Source organism: Geomonas silvestris (genome assembly GCF_014193515.1).
Classification (GTDB): Bacteria; Desulfobacterota; Desulfuromonadia; order Geobacterales; family Geobacteraceae; genus Geomonas; species Geomonas silvestris.
Genome location: NZ_BLXX01000007.1, coordinates 175,978 through 199,156, shown reverse-complemented (window position 1 = coordinate 199,156; position 23,179 = coordinate 175,978). Strand labels below are relative to the sequence as shown.

At 65.8% G+C, this 23,179-nt stretch carries 23 protein-coding genes; 13 read left to right on the top strand and 10 right to left on the bottom strand.

Annotation, left to right across the window (positions count from 1 at the left end; genetic code table 11):
- Positions 1-170: 170 nt before the first annotated feature.
- Both GMST_RS13010 and GMST_RS13005 read right to left on the bottom strand, forming a co-directional pair.
- Positions 171-842, bottom strand: coding sequence for a response regulator (locus tag GMST_RS13010; protein WP_183355090.1), 672 nt, complete (start codon positions 840-842; stop codon positions 171-173).
- The gene (locus GMST_RS13005) at positions 839-2,311 is read right to left on the bottom strand and encodes an ATP-binding protein (RefSeq protein ID WP_183355089.1); all 1,473 of its coding nucleotides are present in this window, start codon (positions 2,309-2,311) and stop codon (positions 839-841) included. The genes GMST_RS13010 and GMST_RS13005 overlap by 4 nt, the downstream gene beginning before the upstream one ends.
- A 199-nt stretch (positions 2,312-2,510) precedes the next feature.
- On the opposite strand from GMST_RS13005, the gene GMST_RS13000 reads away from it, so the two are divergent.
- A complete protein-coding gene (locus GMST_RS13000) occupies positions 2,511-3,020 on the top strand; it encodes a hypothetical protein (protein ID WP_183355088.1) in 510 nt (169 codons plus the stop codon).
- 165 nt (positions 3,021-3,185) lie between these two features.
- Here the strand turns inward: GMST_RS13000 and ccsB are convergent, their stop codons facing one another.
- The 3 genes from ccsB to GMST_RS12985 all read right to left on the bottom strand — a co-directional run bounded on the left by ccsB (position 3,186) and on the right by GMST_RS12985 (position 5,947).
- A complete protein-coding gene (gene ccsB, locus GMST_RS12995) occupies positions 3,186-4,025 on the bottom strand; it encodes a c-type cytochrome biogenesis protein CcsB (protein ID WP_183355087.1) in 840 nt (279 codons plus the stop codon).
- Positions 4,022-5,398, bottom strand: a complete 1,377-nt coding sequence (gene resB, locus GMST_RS12990) for a cytochrome c biogenesis protein ResB (protein ID WP_246399573.1) — start codon at positions 5,396-5,398, stop codon at positions 4,022-4,024. The genes ccsB and resB overlap by 4 nt, the downstream gene beginning before the upstream one ends.
- A 156-nt stretch (positions 5,399-5,554) precedes the next feature.
- Positions 5,555-5,947, bottom strand: coding sequence for a hypothetical protein (locus GMST_RS12985; protein ID WP_183355086.1), 393 nt, complete (start codon positions 5,945-5,947; stop codon positions 5,555-5,557).
- Positions 5,948-6,229: 282 nt separating this feature from the next.
- On the opposite strand from GMST_RS12985, the gene GMST_RS12980 reads away from it, so the two are divergent.
- On the top strand, positions 6,230-7,714 hold the full coding sequence (locus GMST_RS12980) for a DEAD/DEAH box helicase (protein WP_183355085.1): 1,485 nt from the start codon (positions 6,230-6,232) through the stop codon (positions 7,712-7,714).
- Positions 7,715-7,796: 82 nt separating this feature from the next.
- Here the strand turns inward: GMST_RS12980 and GMST_RS12975 are convergent, their stop codons facing one another.
- A complete protein-coding gene (locus GMST_RS12975) occupies positions 7,797-8,177 on the bottom strand; it encodes a desulfoferrodoxin (RefSeq protein ID WP_183355084.1) in 381 nt (126 codons plus the stop codon).
- Between the two features lie 35 nt (positions 8,178-8,212).
- Entirely contained in the window at positions 8,213-8,956 is a 744-nt protein-coding gene (locus tag GMST_RS12970; RefSeq protein ID WP_246399570.1) for a DUF4350 domain-containing protein, read from the bottom strand.
- Between the two features lie 242 nt (positions 8,957-9,198).
- Here GMST_RS12970 and GMST_RS12965 point away from each other — a divergent pair, with 242 nt between their 5' ends.
- The 8 genes from GMST_RS12965 (at position 9,199) to GMST_RS12930 (ending at position 17,206) form a co-directional block, all read left to right on the top strand.
- Positions 9,199-9,489 carry a Dabb family protein gene (locus tag GMST_RS12965; protein ID WP_183355082.1) on the top strand — a complete coding sequence of 97 codons (291 nt, stop codon included), beginning with the start codon at positions 9,199-9,201 and terminating at the stop codon, positions 9,487-9,489.
- A 50-nt stretch (positions 9,490-9,539) separates the two neighbouring features.
- Positions 9,540-10,025, top strand: a complete 486-nt coding sequence (locus GMST_RS12960) for a YchJ family protein (protein WP_183355081.1) — start codon at positions 9,540-9,542, stop codon at positions 10,023-10,025.
- A gap of 386 nt (positions 10,026-10,411) precedes the next feature.
- Positions 10,412-11,605, top strand: coding sequence for a pyridoxal phosphate-dependent aminotransferase (locus GMST_RS12955; RefSeq protein ID WP_183355080.1), 1,194 nt, complete (start codon positions 10,412-10,414; stop codon positions 11,603-11,605).
- A gap of 25 nt (positions 11,606-11,630) precedes the next feature.
- Entirely contained in the window at positions 11,631-13,007 is a 1,377-nt protein-coding gene (locus GMST_RS12950) for a sigma-54-dependent transcriptional regulator (protein ID WP_183355079.1), read from the top strand.
- Between the two features lie 17 nt (positions 13,008-13,024).
- Positions 13,025-13,417 (top strand): FxsA family protein, encoded by a 393-nt coding sequence (locus GMST_RS12945; RefSeq protein ID WP_183355078.1) that lies wholly within the window; start codon positions 13,025-13,027, stop codon positions 13,415-13,417.
- A gap of 198 nt (positions 13,418-13,615) precedes the next feature.
- Positions 13,616-14,818: a methionine adenosyltransferase gene (locus tag GMST_RS12940; protein ID WP_183355077.1), complete on the top strand. Its 1,203-nt coding sequence runs from the start codon at positions 13,616-13,618 to the stop codon at positions 14,816-14,818.
- 404 nt (positions 14,819-15,222) lie between these two features.
- Positions 15,223-15,723 carry a chemotaxis protein CheX gene (locus GMST_RS12935; protein ID WP_183355076.1) on the top strand — a complete coding sequence of 167 codons (501 nt, stop codon included), beginning with the start codon at positions 15,223-15,225 and terminating at the stop codon, positions 15,721-15,723.
- A gap of 166 nt (positions 15,724-15,889) precedes the next feature.
- Complete coding sequence (locus GMST_RS12930) at positions 15,890-17,206, top strand: hemolysin family protein (protein ID WP_183355075.1); 1,317 nt, start codon at positions 15,890-15,892, stop codon at positions 17,204-17,206.
- A gap of 143 nt (positions 17,207-17,349) precedes the next feature.
- Here the strand turns inward: GMST_RS12930 and GMST_RS12925 are convergent, their stop codons facing one another.
- From GMST_RS12925 to GMST_RS12915, 3 genes are all read right to left on the bottom strand, one after another.
- The gene (locus tag GMST_RS12925; RefSeq protein WP_183355074.1) at positions 17,350-18,285 is read right to left on the bottom strand and encodes a TerC family protein; all 936 of its coding nucleotides are present in this window, start codon (positions 18,283-18,285) and stop codon (positions 17,350-17,352) included.
- Positions 18,286-18,306: 21 nt separating this feature from the next.
- A complete protein-coding gene (gene htpX / locus GMST_RS12920) occupies positions 18,307-19,152 on the bottom strand; it encodes a zinc metalloprotease HtpX (protein WP_183355073.1) in 846 nt (281 codons plus the stop codon).
- Positions 19,153-19,407: 255 nt separating this feature from the next.
- On the bottom strand, positions 19,408-19,983 hold the full coding sequence (locus GMST_RS12915) for an ANTAR domain-containing response regulator (protein WP_183355072.1): 576 nt from the start codon (positions 19,981-19,983) through the stop codon (positions 19,408-19,410).
- Positions 19,984-20,104: 121 nt separating this feature from the next.
- Between GMST_RS12915 and GMST_RS12910 the strand changes: the two genes are divergently transcribed.
- The 3 genes from GMST_RS12910 to GMST_RS12900 all read left to right on the top strand — a co-directional run bounded on the left by GMST_RS12910 (position 20,105) and on the right by GMST_RS12900 (position 23,144).
- Positions 20,105-21,097 carry an HlyD family secretion protein gene (locus tag GMST_RS12910; RefSeq protein ID WP_183355071.1) on the top strand — a complete coding sequence of 331 codons (993 nt, stop codon included), beginning with the start codon at positions 20,105-20,107 and terminating at the stop codon, positions 21,095-21,097.
- 39 nt (positions 21,098-21,136) lie between these two features.
- Entirely contained in the window at positions 21,137-22,063 is a 927-nt protein-coding gene (locus GMST_RS12905; RefSeq protein ID WP_183355070.1) for an ABC transporter ATP-binding protein, read from the top strand.
- 115 nt (positions 22,064-22,178) lie between these two features.
- The gene (locus GMST_RS12900; RefSeq protein ID WP_183355069.1) at positions 22,179-23,144 is read left to right on the top strand and encodes an ABC transporter ATP-binding protein; all 966 of its coding nucleotides are present in this window, start codon (positions 22,179-22,181) and stop codon (positions 23,142-23,144) included.
- The last annotated feature ends 35 nt before the right edge of the window (positions 23,145-23,179 follow it).

The following is a 23,179-nucleotide window of genomic DNA, read 5'->3' as shown; positions in this document are numbered from 1 at the left end:
GATAAAAAGGGCCGGCTCCCGAAAAAAATGCGGGGGAAGGGGGGATCGAGAGCGATGGCACTGTCACAGGGGGCTTCGCGGTTACGCGCTGTGACAGTGCCGGCTGCCGGGGAAAGGGGGCTTTGAGGGGTGCAATGGGCGTCGGCGGGGCTGCCGCCGGGTGCGACGGGTCAGGGGGCCTCGAACTTGTAGCCCACCCCGTAGATGGAGTGGATGAGCTCCTGGTCAGGGGCCACCGAGGAGAGTTTCTTGCGCAGCTTCTTGATGTGGCTGTCGATGGTCCGGTCGCTTACGATGCGCTGGTCCGAGTAGATGCGGTCCATGAGCTGGGTGCGCGAGTAGATGCGCCCCGGGTTTTGAAACAGGAAGTGCAGGAGCTTGAACTCGACCGCAGTGAGCTCCAGGTCCCGTCCGTTCAAAAGCGCCTGGAAACGCTCGGGGTCGAGCGCGAGCCCGCCGGTGGCGGGGGCCTGGTGTTCGCCCGAGCGGCGCAGCACCGACTTGACCCGGGCCACCACCTCGCGCGGGCTGAACGGCTTGCAGATGTAGTCGTCGGCCCCAAGCTCCAGCCCCAGGAGGCGGTCGATCTCCTCGACGCGCGCCGTGATCATGATGATGGGGACCTCGGAGAAGCTGCGGATCTCCTTGCAGATCTCCAGGCCGTCGCGCCCGGGGAGCATCAGGTCGAGCAGGATCAGGTCGGGCATGCGCTGCCGCACCGAGGGGACGACGGCAAGGCCGTCTTCGATCCAGTCCGACTCGAACCCCGCCTGCTTCAGGTAATCCCCCAGGAGGGCGGCAAGTTTCTCTTCATCCTCGACGATCAGAATGTGCTGGTTCATGTTCTGCTCCCGGTAAGCGGTAGTTCGATGCGGATCTGGATCCCGCCCAAGGGCGAGGGGTGGGCGTCGATGGTCCCCTCGTGCGCCTCGACGATGCTCTTGCAGATGGCAAGCCCGAGCCCCGCACCGCCCAGGGCGCGGTTGCGCGAGCTCTCCACCCGGTAGAGCCGGTCGAAGAGGCGCCCGAGCTCCTCAGGGGTGACCCCCGGCGCCGAGTCGGCCAGGGTGACGAGCGCCCGGTCCCCCTGGCACTCGAGGCGGACCACCAGCCTCCCGCCGGGGTCGGTGTACTTGAGCGAGTTGTCCAGGATGTTGTCGAAGAGCTGCTGCAGCCGGATCGGGTCGGCGAAGATGCGGCAGGGGAGGTTCCCCGGCAGCTCGGCGACCAGCGCGATCCCCTTCTGCTCGAACTCGGTGCCGAAGGAGCCGACCGAGTCGTCCAGGAGCTGGGCCAGGTCCTGGTCGCTCTTGCGGTAGCTCAGGGCGCCGATGTCGCACAGGGAGAGCTGGTACAGGTCGTCAACCAGGCGGGAGAGCCGCATCACCTCGGCGTGCAGGGAGCGCATGGTCTCGGGACCCGCCTCGCGCACCCCGTCCTGGATCGCCTCGATCTCGCCGCGCAGGATTGAGAGCGGCGTGCGCAGCTCGTGCGAGATGTCGGCCACCCAGAGCCGGCGCGCCTGCTCGTTTTTCTCCAGGGAGAAGGCCAGGGTGTTGACGTCGCGCGCAAGCTGCCCCAGCTCGTCCAAGGGCCCCACCGCGACCCGGGTCTCGAAGGCCCCGGAGGCGAGCCGGTGCAGCGAGGCGGCGAGCTTTTTGATCGGGTGCACCAGGCGGTTCGCCAGCGGGAGCGAGATGGCCGCGGAGACGAGCAGCATCACCACGGCGATGAGCGCCATGGCGAGCTGCTGTTGCTGCATGAAGACCAACTGGTGCCGGTCGGTGAGCCTGAGCCGGGGCAAGAGCCCCAGGTACCCCACCACGGTGTCGTCGTGGCTGAGCTGCTTCAGCGTCACCCGCTCCGGGACCCTCCCGGCCCCGGCGACCCTGCGGTGGGAGGCGTCCAAAAGGATCACCCGCGACTCGAAGCGGTGCGGCGCGTGCGGCGGGAGCTGCTGGGTGGTGAGGCTCATAAAGCCGCGCTCCTTCAGTGCCTCGGCCCGGCGCGCCATCCGGCGTTCCCGGCGCTCGGGTGGCTCGGCACCGATCAGCTCGCGCGGCAGGGTGGAGTCGATCAGGCTGAACCACTGCACCGGATCCTCGCGCAGAAACTCCCAGCTCCCCCGCGCGGCGTAGGACTGCTCCAGCACCTGGGCGAGCTTGTCGACCCGCTCCTTCTCGATGGTGTTCACGTAGGCGAGAAAGCCGCGCCCGATGCTCCACTGCATGATGAGGAACATGCAGATGACCACGGCGCCGGTGGCGGTCAGCATGGCCAGAAAGAGCCGGTATTTGATCATCAGTTTCATGGCGTGGCCTTTGGGCTTATCCAGCGGACAACCTCACATTAACCTGCCCCTTTTCTAACATAGACCGGTAAAAATCGCTACGGGGTCGTAAGGATTTGCTGAATATTTACCCGGTTTTTCATAATTCGTCCTTATTTCGCTGCTAGCTTCAGGCTCTGCGCGCGGCCCGCACGGTCCCTGCGCTTAAAAGGAGAGGTTCATGAAGCAAAAGATGGCAGGAGCAGTTCTTGTGGTACTGGTCGGGGCCCAGGCGGTCCAGGCCCGGGTAAACGTCGAGGTGAACGGCGCAGCACCCCCCCTGCCACCCCCGGCCCTGGGGAGCAGCTACCCGCCGGCGGCCCCGGCGCCCGGCGCGCCTCCCCCCTTGGTGGTGGACCAGGCGCCCCAGTTCATCTACCTGCCGGCGCTCGGCCTCTACATGAGCGTGGAGATCCCCTACGACATCGCCTACGGGGAGGGGGGCTACTACCTCTACAGCGCAGGCTACTGGTACTCGGCGCGCTCCTACCGGGGGCCCTGGGCACTGGTCCCGGCGAGGCGGCTTCCGGTGGCGCTGCGCCGCCACCGCTACGTGGATATCCGGGACTTCCGCAACCGCGAGTACCAGGAGTTTCTGCAGGACCGCGCGCACTACCGCGGCTCCTGGTACCGCCCGGGGCTGCAGCATCGTGAGGAGCGCCGCCGCGAGCGCCGGGACGGGAGGCACTGAGAGGGGAGGGGGAGGGGGAAAAAACCGAGTGGTTCGGGCGCGAGCTTGAGGTCCCTTCTCGCGTGGGGGGAGGAGCTGGCGCCGGGCTCTTTTGCGCGGCGGTAAAAAAGCGGCAGCGGCTTTAGTGCCGCTGCCGCCAACTTTCGACAGCAGGAACCCTTTCGGTCAGCGCCCGTAGCTGTGCAGGCCGGAGAGGAAGAGGTTCACCCCCAGGTAGCAGAAGATGGTGGCGGCGAACCCCACCACCGAGAGCCAGGCGGCGCGCCGCCCGACCCAGCCGCGGGTGATGCGGGCGTGCAGGAAGGCCGCGTAGACGAACCAGACGATGAGCGACCAGGTCTCCTTGGGGTCCCAGCTCCAGTAGGTCCCCCAGGCGTAGTTTGCCCAGGCCGCCCCGGTGACGATCCCGAGGGTCAAAAGCGGAAAGCCGACCATGATGGCGCGGTAGTTGAGGTCGTCGAGCACCTTCACCGGGGGGAAGCTCGCCAGCACCCCGCCGCCGGCCGCGGCCTCCCCGGCGGCATCGCGCACCAGGTACATGATCGAGATGCCGCAGGCCACCGCGAACGCCGCGTACCCCAGGAAGCAGGTGACCACGTGGTACAAAAGCCAGTTGCTCTGCAAGGCCGGCACCAGGGGCTCGATCCCGCTCTGCAGGGCGAGCTGGGCCCAGGTCATCCCCAAAAGGGCGAAGGGCATCACGAAGGCCCCGATCACCCGGTAGCGGTAGCGCAGGTCGAGCAGAAGGTAGATGAGCACGATGGTCCAGGAGAAGAAGACCACCGACTCGTAGAGGTTGGAGAGGGGGGCGTGCCCCACCCCCATCTGGTAGGACTCGCGCCAGCGCAGGCCGATCGCCCCGGTCTGCAGGACGAGGCCTGCGAGGGCGGTGAGGCTTCCCAGGGTGCCGAGCTTCTCCACCCGGCTGGCCAGGAAGGCGAAGAAGACCAGCATCGAGACGAGGTAGGCGATGGTGGTTACGTTGAAAAGCAGCGAGCTGGTCATTTTTCCTCCCCGGGTGCGAGTTCACCCTTCAGCTGTTGCACCAGGCGGTCGAAGGCGAGTTCGAAACCGGCCGGGTTCTTGTTGGCGTTCCCCCCCAGGACGACCTCGCCGTCTTTCACCTGCACCCAGACCCTGCGGTGCGACATGAAAAAGGCGACGTAGACCCCGACCACCATGAGCAGGCACCCCAGCCAGACGATGGCCACCCCCGGGTCGCGGTTCACCTGCAGGCCGGTGTACATCCCCTCGGTCCCCCCCAGGTAGCGGAAGGCGGGGTGCCCCTCCCTGAGCACCGCCTCCCGGTTCAGCTCGGGGTAGTTCCCGAAGGCGACGATCCGGAAGGTCTTGCCGGTCGGGGTGTGCATCTCCAGCTGCGCGGCCGGGCCGGTCTTCCCGGGGAGGAACGGCCCCACGTCCTGGGTCGCCTCCAAAACGTGCACCTCGCTGCCGTCGGGGAGGCGCGCCGCCCCCTCGCTCGGGATGGTCACCTGGACCGGGTTCCCCCCCTCGGGGGTGCTCACCAGGAAGTTGTGCTGCCCCACCTTGCCGTAGCTCGACTGGTAGAAGGTGATCCCCTTGTAGGTGAGCGGGGAGTTGACGATGACCGGGACCTTCTCAAGCCCCGCCACGGGGCGCCCGTTCTCGGTCACGGTCAGGATGCTCTTGAACTCCTTGGGGGCCCCGGTGTCGTAGAAGGAGACCGAGAACTTCTCGCAGTTGACGGAGAAGCCGAGGTCGCGGGTCGTGTCGTTGCGCAGCACGATGCTAGAAGCGCTCCCCCCCTCGGGGATGGTGACGTACCCCTTGAAGCCGAAGAGCGAGCCGACGATGGCGCCGGCGAAGATCACCAGGATGCTTACGTGCACCGCGTAGACCGCCAGCCGGCACCAGGGGGTCTTCTCGGCGTAGAGGTGGAAGCTGCCGTCTTTCTCGGTGGTGCGCGGGGTCGCGAAATGCGCGGCGACCAGCGCGGCGACCCGCTCCGTGAGGGCTTCCGCCGAGCCGGAGACCTTGAGGGTTGTCAGGTTGCCGAGGCTCTTTTTGAGCCCCTCGTCGAGGGTGAGCGTCGGGTTGGTCATCACCTTCCAGATCTGCGGCAGCCTTTTGAAGGAGCAGGCGAAGAGGTTCACCGAGAGCGCCACCAGGAGCAGCACGAACCACCAGGAGTGGTACATGTCGAAAAAGCCCAGGGCCTGGTAGAGCCGGAACTTGGTCTGGCCGATGCTCTCCAGGTACTGGGGCGCCAGGTTCCCCTGGGGGATCACCGTGCCGATGATCGAGGTGATGGCCAGCGACAGCAAAAGCGCCATCGCGAGCTTCAGCGAGCAGAAGAAGTCCCAGGTGGCCTGGGGGAGGGTGCGTTCGTTATTCACGGTCTACTCCTTGGTCTGCCGGCGCAAGGAAGGGCTCGCTACTGGCGGCCCCCCGCGTGAGCCGGGCGGATGGAAAAACGGACAGGGCATGGCATGCCGGCTTTTTAAGGCCGGAAAAAAACGGGAGTCGGTAGTGCAGGCGCTGAGGGGCGCCCGTCAGGCGCGGTTTTGCGGGGGGACGAAGATCGCGAGGTAGACCTCGGGGAGGAACTGGAAGGGGTCGCGCAGGCGGCAGCTGCGCTCGGGGGCGCCGGCCGGCCAGGCAAGGGGGCCGGGAAACGGCGCGTGATAGCTGCAGCAGGAGCAGCAGGAACAGCTGGAGCCGCACCCCCCCGACTCGTGTTCTTCGGAGCAGGGGCAGTGGCTGTCGCCGGCCGGACCGGAGAGTTCGCCGGCCAGCGGAGCGTCGCAGGGATGGTCTAAAGCGGAAAGGGTGAGCGGGGCAGGGGAGCGTTCGGCGCCGGTCACCCGATGGCCGGCAAAGCTGTCCAGCGGGAGGATCAGGTAGGCGCAAATCATGAATAAGGCTGTCAGTCTTCTGAAGTGCATCGCGCCCGCATCTCCGTCGCCGCTAGGTTGGCGGGATAGTAATGGAGTCCTTCGCCGGCTGTCAACTGGAATCGAGCGCCGGTTCAGGGCCTTGTGGTATACGCCGGGGCCCCCTAAGCCGCCGCGCCTCCCCGGGGAAATCCGCGTGCCGCCGACAATTTACTCGCCTCGAAGGCACCTTTGTGGTAAGGTTTGGCTTGCTGATCGTCAAACAGACCCCACGGGCCATGGAGGCTTCTTGGGGTTTTTTTGTGGTCAGAAACGTAAAGAATAGGAGTATCCGTGGATTTCCAACAGTTTAACTTGCATCCCCAGATTCAGGCCGGCGTCGAGGCGCTCGGCTACCTCAACCCGACCCCCATCCAGCAGCAGGCCATTCCCCCGGTCCTCGAGGGGCGCGACGTCATGGGACTCGCCCAGACCGGCACCGGCAAGACCGCCGCGTTCGGGCTGCCGCTCTTGAGCCACCTGGTACCCGGCCCGCGCGGCAAGCTGCGCGCCCTGGTGCTCGCCCCGACCCGGGAACTCGCCGAGCAGATCAACGACGCCCTCAACGCCATGGGGCGCTTCACCCGCTTAAGGAGCATCACCGTCTACGGCGGGGTCAACATCAACCCGCAGATCAAGAAATTGAAGGAAGGGGTGGAGATCGTCGTGGCCTGCCCGGGCCGCCTTTTGGACCACATCTCCCAGGGGACCGTGGACCTCACCGGGGTCGAGGCGCTCGTCCTCGACGAGGCGGACCAGATGTTCGACATGGGCTTTCTCCCCGACGTGCGCCGCATCCTCAGGGTGCTCCCCGCCAAGCGCCAGACCCTGATGTTCTCGGCGACCATGCCGGACGACATCCGCAGGCTGGCCCAGGAGATCCTGCACCAGCCGGTGACCGTGCAGGTGAGCCGGACCGCGCCGGCCGCCACGGTCTCCCACGCGCTCTACCCGGTATCCCAGCACCTGAAGACGCCGCTTCTGTTCGAGCTTTTGCGCCACAGCGACACCGAGAGCGTCCTCGTGTTCACCAAGACCAAGCACCGCGCCAAGAGGGTAGGGGAACAGCTGGAGAAAAGCGGCTACCGCGCCGCCTCCCTGCAGGGGAACCTCTCCCAGAACCGGCGCCAGGCAGCCCTCGACGGTTTCCGGGACGGCACCTTCCAGATCCTCGTCGCCACCGACATCGCCGCGCGCGGCATCGACGTCTCCCAGGTCTCCCACGTCATCAACTACGACATCCCCGACACCCCCGAGGCCTACACGCACCGCATCGGCCGCACCGGCCGGGCCGCCCGGACCGGTGACGCCTTCACCATGGTGACCTCTGAGGACGAGGTGATGGTGCGCAGCATCGAGCGGGTGCTCGGCTCCAAGATCGAGCGGCGCCGCATGGAGGGGTTCGACTACACCATGCCGCCCCCCAAGAAGGACGAGGAGTTCGCCCGTCCGCCGCGCGAGCCGCAGCGCCGCCGCGAGAAACCTGCCCAAAAGGGCGCCGCAGGCACCCAGGGGGGCGCGGCTGGCGGCAAGGGGGGCGCGGCTGGCGGCAAGGGGCACAGCGCACGTCCGTCCGGTTCCCCGCCGCGGGGTCAGGAACCACGCGGCGCCTCCGGTGTCCCGGGCGCCCGCCCCGCAGCTCAGCCGGCAGGCGCCGGTGAGCGCAGCGGCTCACACCCGGCCAACCAGCCGCTGGCCGGCAAGCACGCGGTCGGCGCCGGCACCCGTAACGCGCCGCGGCCGACCAACCACCCGGCCCGTCGCGGCGGTGGCCGCTAGCCCGCGTCGCTTTAGCGCGAACCACAAAAAAAGGGGGATGGCAAAAACTGCCATCCCCCTTTTTACTTCTCCGAAAACCGGCCTAGGCTTCGGCGGACCACTGGCCGTGCAGGTTGCAGTACTCGCGGGCGGTCACCTTGTCCGCAGTGATCGGGAAGGTCGCCTCGGGGGCCTGCCCCGGAGCGAGCTGGGCGCGGTAGACCTTGCCGTCGGCGATCAGCTCGATCCACTCGATGTAGTGGGCGCTCTCCATCGGGTGCGCCACCGAACCGACCTTCACGGTGATGCTGCCGTTCCCCTTCTCGATCACCGGCACGTGCTTCTCTTTTGCCGCGTCGACCGTGTTGGCGACCATCAGCTTCATCGCGCTGCCGCAGCAGACCAGTTCACCCGGACCCGCATGAAACACCTCGACGATGTTGCCGCAACTCTCGCACTTGTAGATTTCCAAAGCCTGAGCCATCTTTGCTACCTCCTTGAAATTGTCGTGCTGCAAATTCAGCGGGAAACGCCGGTACCCTCAAGGGGAGTCTTGCCGGTTTTGAGCCAGGAAGCCAGGTTCTCGCCGAGCGTCCGGTTTTCCTGCGTGAGAAACTTGTTCTGGAAGATCGCGTCGTCGCCGAAGACCAGGAAGCCCCCCCGGCCGACCTCGCCGGCGCAGACCACGGTAAAGGACATGGTCTCGTCGTCGCTGCGGATCCTGTTGCGGCGCAGGTCGATCCAGGCGCGCGGGCTGGTTGTGGCGACGCTCCGGGAACGCTGGTCCAGGCAGCCGAGCCCCCAGACCCCGTAGAGACTGAAACTCTTGATCCCCTGGAACACCGGGTGCTCCTGCATCCGGGTCACCCGGAAGTCGTGGGGCTGGTTGTCGATGAGGTTTTCCTGCTCCTCGATCACCCCGTTTGTGTAGGTGATGCCGAGCTGCTCGAGCAGCGCCCCCAGCGGCGGGGCGATGTGCAGCATGATGGAGACCCGCCCGCCGCGCTGCATGAAGCGGATCAGGGCCGGGATCTCGTCGGCTCCCAGCGGCTGGAAGGCCCCCGAGATGACCAGCGCATCGGCACCGGCGAGGCTTTGGTCGCTGATCGGCTCCTTCAGGGCCCCGACCTGGAACCCGGCACGGGTGAGGATCTCGGCGAATCCGGAGAGCTGCAGCGGACCGTCGGCTCCGGGGAGGAAGCGCTCGCCATGGCCGGCATCGAAGAGCACGCTCGGCGCAGCCTGGGCCGGTGCGGCATACATTAAACAAGCCAGTACCATTATACACATGAATTTTAAAATGCCAGCCATGCACCCCTCCGGGAGATAAAAAATACCAACAGGACAATAATGGTCTTGTTGGCCCTTATAACAGCATTGATGGTGGCATGCAAGTTTAATTTGAGGGATTTCTCGTTTTCCGGGACAGCGGTCGTTGACAGGATGGCGGGCGCCGATGTATTAAAGTGGCTGCGGTTGACACCACCCAAGCGAGGAGCGGGCAGATGATTACACACATCGTACTTTTCAAATTGAAGGAGCGCACCCCCGAGGCGGTCAAGGAGGCCCAGTCGCGGCTTTTGAGCATGGAGGGGAAGGTCGAGATGCTGCGCCACCTGGAGGTGGGGCTGGACCTGATCCATTCCGAGCGTTCCGCCGACATTGCCCTGGTCACCAAGTTCGATTCCCTCGAGGACCTGCAGGCCTACCAGGTGCACCCCTACCATGCCAACGAGGTGGCGGCCTACATGAGGAGCGTCTGCTCCCAGGTCACCGCCGCCGACTACGAGAGCTGATGCTGCCCTAAGGCAGAGATTTTACGAAGAGCAAGAAGGAGGAAGTAGAGATGGAGTTGTGTCCCTGTGGAACCGGCCGGGCCTATGCCGAGTGTTGTGAGCCCGTCATCAAGGGGGTGCGCCCGGCCGAGACGGCCGAGGCGCTGATGCGGTCGCGTTATTCGGCCTACGTGAAGGTCGAGACCGACTACATATTCACTACCACCCACCCCCAGCACCGCGAGGGGTACGATCACGACGGCACCAAGGAGTGGGCCGAGAGTGCCCAGTGGCACGGGCTGGAGATCGTCACCACCAAAAATGGCGGCCCCGAGGACACCAGAGGCGAGGTCGAGTTCGTGGCCCGCTACACCGAGAAGGGGGACGAGAAGGTGCACCACGAGCTGGCGGCCTTCAAGAAGGAGGCCGGCCGCTGGTACTTCACCGACGGGAAGTCGGTCGGGCAGCAGCCGCTGGTGCGCGGCCCGAAGATCGGGCGCAACGACCCCTGCAGCTGCGGCAGCGGCCAGAAGTACAAGAAGTGCTGCGGCAAGTAGCACGGCCCGGCGGGCGCACGGCGCTACTACCGTTGCGTCGTTGCAGGTAGCCTGGATGAGAAAAGGGATCGGCGCAGCTGCCGATCCCTTTTTTTGCGTGGACGCGGGCGACAGAAGGAGCAACGGTTCAGCGGGTGCACCTGAAAAGCGTGACCTTTAGCCGGAAAAAGCTTAGATATTTCAACGCTTTGCGCAAGTGGGGACAGGGGGGATTCGCCTTTCAACGCCTTCTCCCGAAGTCACCCAACACCTTAGCGCCTCACCACTCAACGAGGTAACCCTTCAACGCCCCCCCGCCTTTCCTTTCCCCGTTGCCTTTACGCCTTGCCCCCCCCGCCAATAGTGTGTTAAAAAACTTGAAAAACACTGCAAGGAGTGCGCTCGACATGGCCGTTGCCCGAAAGATAGCCGGTTTCATCGCCAATTCATCGTGGATCAGGAAGATGTTCGAGGAAGGGGAGCGGCTGCGCCAGCAGTTCGGCGCCGACCAGGTCTACGACTTTACCCTGGGAAACCCCGACGTCGAGCCGCCCCAGCAGTTCCACGGCGAGTTCTTAAAGCTCGCCCAGGCCCCCTTGCCGGGGATGCACCGCTACATGAACAACGCCGGCTACCTGGAGACCCGTAACGCCGTGGCGCGCCTTTTGTCCAGCGCCTCCGACCTCCCCGTGAAGGGGGACCACGTGGTGATGACCTGCGGCGCCGGCGGCGCCCTCAACGTGGTCTTGAAGACCATCCTGAACCCCGACGACGAGGTGATCCTGCTCGCGCCCTACTTCGTCGAGTACCGCTTCTACATCGACAACCACGGCGGCCAGCCGGTGGTGGTCTGGACCGACCGCGACACCTTCCAGCTCGACGTGGACGCCATCGGCGCCGCCATCACCGAGAAGACCCGGGCCATCATCATCTGCTCCCCCAACAACCCGACCGGCGTCATCTACCCGGCCGAGACCCTGGCCCGCCTGGGCGAGCTGGTGAGCGCCAAGGAGGCCCAGTTCGGCCGCCAGATCTGCGTGATCTCCGACGAGCCCTACGCCCGCATCGTCTACGACGGCAAGAGCGTCCCCAACATCTTCCGCTACGTGAAAAACTCGGTCATCGTCACCTCGCACTCGAAAGACCTGGCGCTCCCCGGCGAGCGCATCGGCTACCTGGCGGCCAACCCGCGCATGAACAACGTGGAGCAGTTCATGGAGGGGACGGTCTTCTCCAACCGGGTGCTCGGCTTCGTCAACGCGCCGGCGCTCATGCAGCGCCTGGTGGCCGACCTGCAGCACGTCTCGGTCGACATCGCCCTCTACCAGAGAAAGCGCGACCTGCTCTACGACGCCCTCACCGGTCTGGGCTTCGAGATGGTGAAACCCGACGGCGCCTTCTACTTCTTCCCCAAGTCGCCTCTGGCCGACGACGTCGAGTTCGTGAAGCTCGCCCAGAAGCACCGCATCCTCTTGGTCCCGGGTGCCGGCTTCGGCGCTCCCGGCTACTTCCGCATCGCCTACTGCGTGGACCAGGGGATGATCGAGCGCTCGCTCCCCGCCTGGCGCGAACTCGCCCGGGAAGTGGGCCTTTCCGCCTGACGCCGGCAAACCGCAGGGACCGACCATGACCGACACCATACTCATCGTTGACGACGAAGAGGGGATCCGCTCCTCCCTGGCGGGGATACTGGAGGACGAGGGGTACCGCACCGTCTGCGCGGCGGACGGCTTCGAGGCGCTCGCCCTGTGCAAGCGGGAACTCCCGGGGCTCGTGCTTTTGGACATCTGGATGCCGCGCATGGACGGCCTGGAGACCCTGAAGCAGCTAAAGGAGCAGCACCCCGATTTGAACGTCATCATGATGAGCGGCCACGGCACCATCGAGACCGCCGTCAAGTCCACCAAGCTCGGCGCCTACGACTTCATCGAGAAGCCGCTCTCCCTGGAGAAGGTGGTGGTCAGCGTGGAGAACGCGCTCGCCATGACCCGGCTCAAGGAGGAGAACGCCTCCCTGCGCGGCATGGTGCTGCAAAGCCACGAGATGATCGGGAGCTCCGCCGCCATGCTGCGGCTCAAGGAGCAGATCGAGATGGTCGCCCCCACCAACGCCTCGGTCCTGATCACCGGCGAGAACGGCACGGGGAAGGAGCTGGTGGCCCGCTCGGTGCACTACCACAGCCAGCGCCGGGACAAGCCCTTCATCGAGATCAACTGCGCGGCCATCCCCGAAGAGCTCATCGAAAGCGAGCTCTTCGGCCACGAGCGCGGCGCCTTCACCGGCGCGGTTTCCCAGAAGAAGGGGAAATTCGACCTGGCCGACGGCGGGACGCTCTTCCTGGACGAGATCGGCGACATGTCGCTTAAGACCCAGGCCAAGGTGCTGCGCATCCTGCAGGAGAAGAAGTTCGAGCGGGTCGGCGGCACCAGGACCCTCGAGGTCGACGTCCGCGTGGTGGCCGCCACCAACAAGCACCTCGAGGAGGAGATCAGAAACGGCGCCTTCCGCGAAGACCTCTACTACCGGCTCAACGTGGTCCCCTTCAAGGTCCCCGCGCTTCGGGAGCGCCGCGACGACATCCCGCTTTTGGCCGAGTACTTCTTGAGCGCCTACTGCAACCGCGAGGGGCGCGAACTGAAGCGGATCGTCCCCGAGGCGATGGAAACCCTGAAGCGCTACGACTGGCCGGGGAACGTGCGCGAGCTCAAGAACATCGTGGAGCGCCTGGTGATCATGACCTCGGGCGGCACCATCACCGTGAACCATCTCCCCGACTACTACCGCGGCGAGGCGGCGGGACGGGAAGGGGGCGCGGGGCGCCTGGACTCCGTGCTGGAGCTCTCATCGCTTCGGGAGGCGCGCGAGGAGTTCGAGAAGGAGTTCATCATCCAGAAGCTCGAGGAGAACGACTGGAACGTCTCCCGCACCGCCGAGGCGATCGAGCTCGAGCGGAGCAACCTGCACCGCAAGATCAAGTCCTACGGCATCGACATCAAGAAGTAGCGGGAAGCTTCGCAAACATGTTTAAACTATTCCTCCTCTTACTCGCCGTCCCGGTCCTCGAGATCTACCTCATCATCAAGGTCGGCTCGGCAATCGGGGGGCTCCCCACCGCGGCGCTCCTCTTGGCCGTGAGCCTCGCCGGAGCCTTTCTGGTGCGCAGCCAGGGGTTCCGCATCCTGGACCAGGTGCGCGGCGAGCTGGCCCAGGGGCGGCTTCCGGCCGCGCAGCTTCTGGACGGCGCCCTCATCCTTTTGGGTGGGCTCCTCCTCGTCCTCCCCGGTTTCTGCACCGACCTCATCGCCATCTTCTTCCTCATCCCCGCGACCCGCAGGCTCATCAAGCTCTGGCTCGGCCTGTGGCTCCAGTCCCGCCTGGCGCGCGGCGGCTTCCTGGTGCGCCGCCACTACTGACGCCCACCGCTTCGTCCCCTAGGTCAGCTTGGTCCCTTCCGTCCCTTAGGTCCCTTACGTCACTTACCTCCCTGGCTCTCCTCATGGTCGCGGTCAAGCCTCCCCTTTTCATTGATCTCCGGTCATTGAGGGCTACACTGTTCAGGGGCTGCCCGCGCCAGGCGCGGGGGCCCGCCGTGCCGCGGCAAAGGAGGCTCCATGATTCTCGTGGAACAGCATACCGGCGGGAGCGTCACCGAACAGAACGTGGAAATGGTGGAGCGCAAGGGGGTGGGGCACCCGGACCAGATCTGCGACAGCGTCATGGAGGCCATCTCGGTGGCGCTCTCCCAGGCCTACCTGAAGGAGTTCGGCACCATCCTGCACCACAACATCGACAAGGGGCTTTTGGCGGCGGGCCGGGTCAGCAGGGGGTTTGGCGGCGGCGAGGTGCTCGAGCCGATGGAACTCACCGTCGGGGACCGGGCCACCTTCTCCTTCCAGGGGAAGAACATCCCGGTGGAGCAGATAGCCCAGAAGGCGGTCCGGGACTGGTTCCGCCAGCACCTGCGCGGCGTCGACCCGGACCGGCACCTGAGGATCCGCTTCAAGCTCGCTCCGGGCTCCCAGGAGTTAACCGACATCTTCGTGCGCCCCGGTGCGGTGCGCGGCGCCAACGACACCTCGGCGGCCGTCGGCTACTACCCCTTGAGCCCCACCGAGCAGGCCGTGCTCGCCCTCGAGCAGGAGCTGAACGCCGTCTCCTTCAAGGAGCGCTTCCCCGAGACCGGCGAGGACGTCAAGGTGATGGGGCTCCGTTTTCGCGACGAGCTCGACCTCACCGTGGCGATGCCGCTTCTGGCCGGGCGCATCGGCTCCGAGGCCGAGTACTTCGCCCGCAAGGAGCTGGTCCGTGCCGAGATGTACCGCTTCATGGCCGAGCGCGGCGGCTTCGGGCGGGTCACCCTGCACTTCAACACCCTGGACCAGCAGGGGAGGGGGCTGGGAGGGGTCTACCTCTCGCTCCTGGGGACCTCGGCCGAGGACGCCGACTCCGGGCAGGTGGGGCGCGGCAACCGGGTGAACGGTCTCATACCCATCGGGCGCCCTATCGGCACCGAGGCCGCGGCCGGCAAGAACCCGATGAGCCACGTGGGTAAGATCTACAGCATCCTGGCGCACCGTTTGGCCCGCGAGATCTGCCAGAAGGTGGACGGGGTGAGCGGAGCCTACGTGCTCCTTTTGAGCCAGATCGGCGACCCGGTGGACCGGCCGCTCATGGCGAACGCCCAGCTCATGCTGGCCCGCGGCCGGCAGCTCGCCGAGGTGACCGACCGCGTCGAGGAACTCCTGCAGCGCGAACTCTCCCACATCGGCTCCTTCTGCCTCTCCCTCGCCCGCGGCGAGTCCGCGGTAAGCTGAACCGCGGCGCCGGCGACCGGTGTCGTCCCTCTTCCGGCAAACTCCGAAGACCAGAAGCCCTCCCACCCAGCGCTCAAGAAAGCCCCGCACGTCCCCCGCTTCGCAAAGGTTCTTCCGACAGTTTCGGGAAGACCGCCTTCCCCCCTCCCTTGACGGGAGGGGGTAGGGGGGTGGGTGAAGCTGCCATATGCAATGAGGTGGCGCCTTCCCCCTCACCCTTCCCCTCTCCCGCAAGGGGAGAGGGAGCCTCATTGGACGCCTTCTCGTAAATCCCGGATGAACCCTTGAAAAAAACGAGGACAGGGGGCGATTTGCCGTCAGCCGCCCTCTTTTTTTTCACCCCGTCTTTTTTTTCCGGCAAAACTGGGTAGACTACACTTCATTAACTTACAGGAGGCTCTCAGATGGGGTTGGAAGCAGAAGTCTTGAGCGCGGTGAACCTGACGGAGGACGAGGTTCGCTTGAAAATCGCGGAGATCACCAAAGGTGTCTTCTCCACCATGGTGATGCTTGATGTGGTTGACCAGTACCCCCTGACCGAGCCGGTCACCAGCTTTCATGAGACACTCACCAGCATGGTCGGGCTCGCGGGGAGCTACACCGGGCTCTTGGCGCTGCACTGCCCCAAGGCGCTCGCCCTGAAGGTCGCCTCCAACATGCTCGGCATGGAGGTCGCCGATATCGACGAGGATGTGAACGACGCCATGGGCGAGATGGCCAACATGGTGGGAGGCGACGTGAAGCACATCTTCTCTCCCAAGGGGAGCGACCTCAACCTCTCCACCCCCACGGTCATCTACGGCAGCGACTACAACCTGGAGAGCATCTCCCAGGCGGGGACCCTGGTAATCCCCTTCCAGTGCGAGGGGGAGCGCTTCCTGCTCTCCTTCAAGATCGGCAAGTGAGGGCGGCGGTGCGCCGGGCCCTGTTGCGCCGCAACCCCACAAAAGGTTTGACAGAAAATCATTTAACGGTGAAAATGAAACGCCGTAAAAACACCCGGTTTCCAGCCGGCGTGGACGCCGCAGAGCCGGCGCCGCTACTGTCATGACACCCTTCCCGGGAGGAGAGTTGGATACCGTTTTCCTCGAGCTTTTGCTGGTCTGCGTCCTCATCGTCGTCAACGGCTTCTTCGCCTGTTCCGAATTCGCCATCATCTCCGTCAGAAAAAGCAGGATCGCCCAGTTGGTGAACCAGGGGGACTACCGCGCGGTCATCGTCGACGGGCTGCAGAAGGACCCCCATCGCCTGCTCGCCATCGTGCAGATCGGCATGACCGTGGTCGGCTCCACCGCCTCCGCGGTCGGTGGCGTCATCGCCGTCGATTACCTGCGCCCTCTTTTGCAGCACTCGCAGTTCGCGGTGATCCGAAACGCCGCCGAGCCGCTCTCGCTCTCCGTCGTGGTCGCCACCATCTCCTACCTCCTGCTCATCGTGGGCGAGCTGGTCCCCAAGACCCTGGGGCTCCAGTACGCCGACACCCTCTCGCTCAGGGTCGCCCCGGTGGTGAACTTCCTGGCCCGGGTGGCCTCCGTCCTCGTGGCGCTCTTGACCTATTCCAGCAAGGCCGTGCTTACCCTTTTGCGCATCCAGGGGGAGGGCCGGGCCTTCATGACCCGCGAGGAGGTGCAGCACATCGTGGCCGAGGGGCACGAAAGCGGCATCTTCTCCGAGACCGAGCACACCTTCATCGACAACATCTTCGACTTCACCCACACCGCCGTGCGCGAGGTGATGGTCCCCCGGACCCGGGTGGTCGCCTTCGACCTGAGCCTCCCCAAGGAGGAGATCTTAAACGGGGTGCTGGACAACATGTACTCGCGCTACCCGGTCTACCTGGGGAGCATCGAGGAGACCGTCGGGTTCATCCACGGCAAGGACCTCTTGGGGCGCATGGTGCGCGAGCCCGATTTCGACATCCGTTCCATCGTGCGCCCCCCGTTCTTCGTCCCCGAGGGGAAGAAGGTGAGCGAACTCTTGAAGGAGATGCAGAAGACCCGGGTGCACATGGCCTTCGTGGTCGACGAGTACGGCGGGATCTCCGGGATCGTCACCACCGAAGACCTCCTGGAGGAGCTCGTAGGCGAGATCGAGGACGAGCACGACGTGGGAGAGCCGAGCACCGTGCAGGTGCTGGCGGACGGCAGTTACCTGGTGGATGCCCTCATCTCCGTCTCCGACCTGGAGGACCTCCTCGAGATGGAACTGGGGGACGATCTCCCCTTCGATACCCTGGCGGGGCTCATCCTGGACCGTCTGGGACGCTTCCCCGAGCAGGGCGAGAGCATCGAACTCCAGGGGTTCACCCTCACCTGTGTCGAGGTGACCCGCACCGCCATCTCCCAGGTGAAGATCACCAAAAACGAGCCCGAGGCCCCGGTCGAGTAGCGGGGTGCGGCAAAGCGTCAGCCAAAGAAAAACGGGCACCGACCGAAGGGTCAGGTGCCCGTTTTACGCAGATAGTCCCCAGCCTCCAGTCCCTGCCTTTCGTCCCGCCCCACCAGTCCGAGCCCCTGCCTCACTTCAAGTCTCTAGTCCCCGGTCCCTGCCTTATCCCCTGCCTTACCCGCCACAACCGAAACCAGGATCGCTACGGCCAGCGTCCCGACGATCACCCCCAAGGAGAGCGCCAGCGGGATCTCCACCAGGTCGGTCAACAGCATCTTGGCCCCCACGAAGGCGAGGATCAGGGAGACGCCGAACTTAAGGTAGCGGAACATCTCCATGACGTGGGCCAGGAGGTAGTACAGGGAGCGCAGCCCCATGATGGCGAAGACGTTCGAGCTGTACACGATGAAGGGGTCCCGGGTCACCGCGAGGACCGCGGGGATCGAGTCGATGGCGAAGATCAGATCGCTCGTCTCCACGACGACCAGGGTGAGCAAAAGCGGCGTCGCCGCCCACACGCCGCGCCGCTTCACGAAGAAACGATCGCCGTGCTGCTTCCGGGTGATCGGCATGACCCGGCGCAAAAGCCGCACCACCAGGCTCTTCTCCGGTTCCACCTGCTCCTCGGGCTTGAAGGCCATCTTGAGTCCGGTGTAGCAAAGCACCACCCCGAACAGGTAGATCATCCAGTGGAAGCGCTCTATGAGGCCGATCCCCACCACGATGAAGATCCCCCGCAGTACCAGGGCGCCGATGATCCCCCACTTGAGGATCTTCGGCTGCTGGGCCCGGGAGACCTTGAAGAAGGCGAAGATCATGATGAAGACGAACAGGTTGTCGACCGAGAGCGACTCCTCGATCAGGTACCCCGCCAGGAACTCAAGCGCCTTGTCGTGCCCCAGGAAGTACCAGATCCCGCCGTTGAAGGCGAGTGCGAGACCCACCCAGACCAGGGTCCAGGTCAGGGCCTCGCGGAAGCGTATCTCGTGACTGTTGCGGTTGAAAAGCCACAGGTCGGCCAGGAACATCACCCCGATCATCAGGGCAAAGACCAGCCACATCGTCTCTTGGGCGGACATCGGTGCGCTCCCTTTCCGGTGTTAGCGGGCCATCTGTTCGAGGCGCGCGATCCGATCCTCCATGGGGGGGTGGGTCGAGAAGAGCTGCATGAGCCCCCCTGCCGTGAGCGGGTTCACGATGAAGAGGTGCGCCGTGGCCGGCCGTGCCTCCTGCATCGGGAGCATCTGCGAGGCGCTGTGCAGTTTTCTCAGCGCGCTCGCCAGGGCGAGCGGTCGGCCGCAGATCCGGGCGCCGGTCTCGTCCGCCAGGTACTCGCGGGAGCGGGAGACCGCAAGCTGGATCAGCATGGCGGCGATCGGCGCGATGATGGCCATGGCGAGCCCGCCCAAGAGCCCGCCCCCCTCTTCGTCGTCCGAGCTTCTGTTGCCGAAGATGGCGGCCCACTGCAGCATGTTTCCGAGCATCGAGATGGCCCCCGCGATGGTCGCGGCGATGGTCGAGATCAGGATGTCGCGGTTCATGACGTGGCCGAGTTCGTGCGCCATGACCCCCTCCAGCTCTTCCGGGGTCAGGATGCGCAGGATCCCCTCGGTGGCGGCCACCGCTGCGTGTTCCGGGTTGCGGCCGGTGGCGAAGGCGTTCGGGCTCTCGGAGGGGATGATGTAGACCTTGGGCATCGGGAGCTGGGCCTGGATCGCCAGGCGCCGGATCATGCCGTAGAAGGCCGGGTGGTCCTGCTCGCCGATCTCCTGGGCGCCGTACATGCTGAGGACGATCTTGTCCGAGAACCAGTAGGAGAAGACGTTCATCCCCAGGGCCATGATGAAGGCGATGTACATCCCCCCGCGGCCGCCGATGGCGCTCCCCATGGCGACCATGAGCAGGGTGAGCGAGGTGAGAAGCAGAGTGGTCTTGAAGCGGTTCATGGTGGTACCTCCTTAGCTGATTCTAAATCGCCCGCGGCAAATAAAAAAGACCTTCACCCGGGCGCTGTTGCGCGCTGGGTAAAGGTCTTGCTTGCGTTGACTCTCGTCATGCCCCGCGGTCCGGGCCTCATCGGCCGTCCTGACGAACTGCGGGTCGGCTCTTTTCAGGCCGATAGCTACTCCCCTCTACTTGCCTAGAAATATAAGGATTCCCCTTGCCTGTGTCAACTGCTTATTTTCCGGAAAGCTTCCGGTTCAGCCGCCGATCCGGTCGGTCAAGAGGATCGCCTCGGCCAGCTGGCGCATGGAGATCCTGCGGTCCATGGCGAGCCGCTGCATCCGGCGGAAGGCCTCCGCCTCGCTCAACCGGTCGCGCTCCATGAGGCGCCCCTTGGCCTTCTCGACCACCTTCCTGGTCTCGATGCTCTCCTTAAGAGAGCTGATCTCCTCCTTGAGCTCCTCGACGCGGCGCGCGGCGGCAACCGAGAGCCTGAGAGCCGCCATCAGCTCGTCCTCGCGCACCGGCTTGGCGAGGATGGTGGAGAGCACCCCTTCGCCCCAGCGCTCCACCGCCTCGATCTCGCCGCTCTCCGCGAGCATGACGATCGGGACCCCCAGCTGATCCCAGAGCTTCTTCACGGTGGCGCCGGTTGCCGGCTCGCCGGCCGCGTATTCCACGACGATCACCTCGGGACGGTTCGCCAGGGCATGGGCCAAGAGTTCCTCGAGGCTCGCCGGGACTATTATTTCAGCACATCCCTGATCCTTCAGCCTCTTTTTTAGGCTCCCGAGGAGCTGTTCGTCATGTATGCACAGGACCGTTTTCCTCATAAGTTCCCCCCCTTACGCTGCGGCATGATGCTGCCTGGTGGCGCATGCCCGTATTAAAGAGCATAGAGCGTTCCAAAAATCCCGAACTGGTGCTATAAGAGTGAGGAAAATGGAGGTGGCCGTGAAAAAAGCAGTCCTGGTCGGAGTCGTCATCGCGGTCGCAATCGCCGCGATCCTTTACCTGCGCCGCGGCGGTTCGCGCGGGCCGGAGGGGGTGCTGCGCATCTCCGGCAACATCGAACTCACCGAGGTGCAGGTGAGTTTCCAGGTCCCCGGCCGGGTGACCCAGCGCCTGGTGGACGAGGGTGCCCTGGTACGCCAGGGAGACCTGGTGGCCCGGCTCGATGCGGCGGAACTCACCCAGGCGCTCGAGGCGGCCCGCGGTGAAGAGGCCGCCGCGGCAGCGGCCCTTGCCGAACTCAAGGCGGGTTCCCGCCGCGAGGAGCTGGCGCAGGGCGAGGCGCTTTTGGCCCGCGCCGAAGCCGAGGCGAAGCGGCTCGCCACCGATTACCAGCGCGACAAGGTCCTCTTTGGCAAGGAAGTGATCCCCAAGCGCGAACTCGACGCGGCCCTGGCGGCCAGCGACTCGGCGGCGGCCGGCGTGCGCGAGCGGCGCGAGGCGCTCGCCCTCCTGCGCAAGGGGCCCCGCCGCGAGCAGATCGACCAGGCCCAGGCGCGTCTGGCGGCGGCCCGCGCCCGGGTGGCGAGCGCTCAGGAGCGTCTCGACTGGGCGACCCTGCGCGCGCCGATCGGCGGGGTGGTCCTCTCCAAGTCGATCGAGCCCGGCGAACAGGTGGCGGCGGGGACGCCGGTCGTCACCCTCGGGGACACCTCCCAGTGCTGGCTCAAGGGGTACATCCCCGAGAACCAGCTCGGCCGGGTGAAGCTCGGCCAGGCGGTGCGGGTCACGACCGACAGCCACCCCGGAAAGGTCTACCCCGGGCAGGTGAGCTTCATCTCCAGCGAGGCGGAGTTCACCCCCAAGAGCGTGCAGACCGAGAAGGAGAGGGTGAAGCTCGTCTACCGGATCAAGGTCACCCTGGCAAACCCGGGGCTCGAGCTCAAGCCGGGGATGCCGGCCGACGCCGAGATCCAGGTGGGGGGCACCCGGTGATCCGGCTCCTCCTCGCCGCGCGAAAAGCGGGGGCGCGCCGTGCCTGAGACCCCCGCGATCCGCACCGAAAAGCTCCACAAGCGCTTCGGCGAGCTGAGCGCCGTCGAGGAGCTCAACCTGGAGATCCCCGCGGGGGAGCTCTTCGGCCTGGTCGGCTCGGACGGCGCCGGCAAGAGCACCACGCTGCGCATGCTCACCGGGATCATGGATCCCACGGCAGGGGAGGTACGGGTCCTGGGGGGCGACATGCGCCGCGCCGACGAGGCGCTCCGCTCCAAGATCGGCTACATGAGCCAGCGCTTCGGGCTCTACCCCGACTTGACCGTGCAGGAGAACCTCCGCTTCTACGCCGATATCCAGATGATCCCGCGCCGGGGGCGCGACGCGCGCATCGACGAGCTCCTCGAGTTCGGGAAGCTGACCCCCTTCCGGGACCGCCCGGCCGGGAAGCTCTCCGGGGGGATGAAGCAGAAGCTCGGGCTTGCCTGCGCCCTGGTGCACCGGCCGCGGGTCCTCTTCCTGGACGAGCCGACCAACGGGGTGGACCCGGTCTCGCGGCGCGACTTCTGGCGCATCCTCTACGGGCTCTTGGCCGAGGGGGTCACCGTCTTCGTGGCCACCGCCTACCTCGACGAGGCCGAGCGCTGCGGGCGGGTCGGGCTCATGCACCGCGGCAGGCTCTTGGCCTGCGACACGCCGCGCAACCTGAAGCGGATGGTAAAGGGAGGGGTGCTGGAGCTCGCCACCCCGGATCCGCGCCACGCGGTGCGGGTATTAAGCGGCGCCTTCCCCGGCGGCTCGGTGGTCCTCTTCGGAGAGAAGCTGCACCTCTTCGCTGCCGACCCGGGGGCGGCCGAGTCGAAGGCCCGCTCGGTGCTCGAGGCCGAGGGGCTCGAGGTTGCCGTGCGTCCCGTGCCGCCGACCCTGGAGGACCTCCTGGTCTCCCTGTTGCGCGAGCAGCCTTAAACCAGAACCCGGCGCGGCAACCCCGATCCGACCGATCCGGCCGATCCGAGCGATCCCCCCGGGACCACACCGGGTGTCGCTCACGCGCTTTTGCAACCACACAAAAAGGCTACCCATGCCCGAACCACAACCCCAGCCCGCCGCCGCTGCAACCGCAACGGCACCCCCTCCGGCGGTCACCCTGCGCGAACTCACCCGCCGCTTCGGCGACTTCACCGCGGTGAACCGGGTGAGCCTCGACGTCGCCCGGGGCGAGATCTTCGGCTTTCTGGGCCCCAACGGCGCGGGGAAGTCGACCACCATCCGCATGCTCTGCGGCATCCTCCCCCCAAGCTCCGGAAAAGGGAGCGTGGCCGGCTTCGACATCGCCACGGAATCCGAGCAGATCAAGAAACAGATCGGCTACATGAGCCAGAAGTTCTCCCTCTACGAGGACCTGACCGTCGAGGAGAACATCGATTTCTACAGCGGCATCTACCGCATCCCGGGGGCCAAGAAGCGCGAGCGCAAGGAGTGGGTCATAGAGATGGCCGGGCTCGCCGACAAGCGCGGCGCCCGCACCGCCACCCTCTCCGGCGGCTGGAAGCAGCGCCTGGCCCTGGGCTGCGCCATCCTGCACGAGCCCCCCATCGTCTTTCTGGACGAGCCGACCTCCGGCGTCGACCCGGTCTCCCGGCGCAGCTTCTGGGAGCTCATCTACCGCCTGGCCGGGGAGGGGGTCACCATCTTCGTCACCACCCACTACCTCGAGGAGGCGGAGTGCTGCGACCGGCTCGGCTTCATCTTCGGAGGGGAACTCATCGCCCTGGGGAGCCCCGCCGAGCTTAAGAGGAACTTCCCGGGGGAGATCGTGGCGCTTGAGTGCGAGCGCCCCTTCGAGGTGCTCAAACGGGTCGAGTCGCTCCCCGGGGTGCGCCAGGCGACCCTCTTCGGCGCCGGGCTGCACCTCACCGTGGAGCGTGCCGAGGCGATCATCCCGCTTTTAAAGGAGGCGCTCCCCGACCAGGAGGTCCGCCTGGAGCGGATCGCCCCGTCGCTCGAGGACCTCTTCGTCTCCTTCATGGAGGCGCGCTCCGGCTAGTGCCGGCCGTTCAGTTTTCCGGTTCCCGACCGATA

Bases quoted from the DNA above. Each gene is read 5' to 3' on its own strand.
- GMST_RS13010 (WP_183355090.1), bottom strand. From the start codon at position 842: ATGAACCAGCACATTCTGATCGTCGAGGATGAAGAGAAACTTGCCGCC.
- GMST_RS13005 (WP_183355089.1), bottom strand. From the start codon at position 2,311: ATGAAACTGATGATCAAATACCGGCTCTTTCTGGCCATGCTGACCGCC.
- GMST_RS13000 (WP_183355088.1), top strand. From the start codon at position 2,511: ATGAAGCAAAAGATGGCAGGAGCAGTTCTTGTGGTACTGGTCGGGGCC.
- ccsB (WP_183355087.1), bottom strand. From the start codon at position 4,025: ATGACCAGCTCGCTGCTTTTCAACGTAACCACCATCGCCTACCTCGTC.
- GMST_RS12985 (WP_183355086.1), bottom strand. From the start codon at position 5,947: ATGCACTTCAGAAGACTGACAGCCTTATTCATGATTTGCGCCTACCTG.
- GMST_RS12975 (WP_183355084.1), bottom strand. From the start codon at position 8,177: ATGGCTCAGGCTTTGGAAATCTACAAGTGCGAGAGTTGCGGCAACATC.
- GMST_RS12970 (WP_246399570.1), bottom strand. From the start codon at position 8,956: ATGTATGCCGCACCGGCCCAGGCTGCGCCGAGCGTGCTCTTCGATGCC.
- GMST_RS12965 (WP_183355082.1), top strand. From the start codon at position 9,199: ATGATTACACACATCGTACTTTTCAAATTGAAGGAGCGCACCCCCGAG.
- GMST_RS12960 (WP_183355081.1), top strand. From the start codon at position 9,540: ATGGAGTTGTGTCCCTGTGGAACCGGCCGGGCCTATGCCGAGTGTTGT.
- GMST_RS12955 (WP_183355080.1), top strand. From the start codon at position 10,412: ATGGCCGTTGCCCGAAAGATAGCCGGTTTCATCGCCAATTCATCGTGG.
- GMST_RS12950 (WP_183355079.1), top strand. From the start codon at position 11,631: ATGACCGACACCATACTCATCGTTGACGACGAAGAGGGGATCCGCTCC.
- GMST_RS12945 (WP_183355078.1), top strand. From the start codon at position 13,025: ATGTTTAAACTATTCCTCCTCTTACTCGCCGTCCCGGTCCTCGAGATC.
- GMST_RS12940 (WP_183355077.1), top strand. From the start codon at position 13,616: ATGATTCTCGTGGAACAGCATACCGGCGGGAGCGTCACCGAACAGAAC.
- GMST_RS12935 (WP_183355076.1), top strand. From the start codon at position 15,223: ATGGGGTTGGAAGCAGAAGTCTTGAGCGCGGTGAACCTGACGGAGGAC.
- GMST_RS12925 (WP_183355074.1), bottom strand. From the start codon at position 18,285: ATGTCCGCCCAAGAGACGATGTGGCTGGTCTTTGCCCTGATGATCGGG.
- htpX (WP_183355073.1), bottom strand. From the start codon at position 19,152: ATGAACCGCTTCAAGACCACTCTGCTTCTCACCTCGCTCACCCTGCTC.
- GMST_RS12915 (WP_183355072.1), bottom strand. From the start codon at position 19,983: ATGAGGAAAACGGTCCTGTGCATACATGACGAACAGCTCCTCGGGAGC.
- GMST_RS12900 (WP_183355069.1), top strand. From the start codon at position 22,179: ATGCCCGAACCACAACCCCAGCCCGCCGCCGCTGCAACCGCAACGGCA.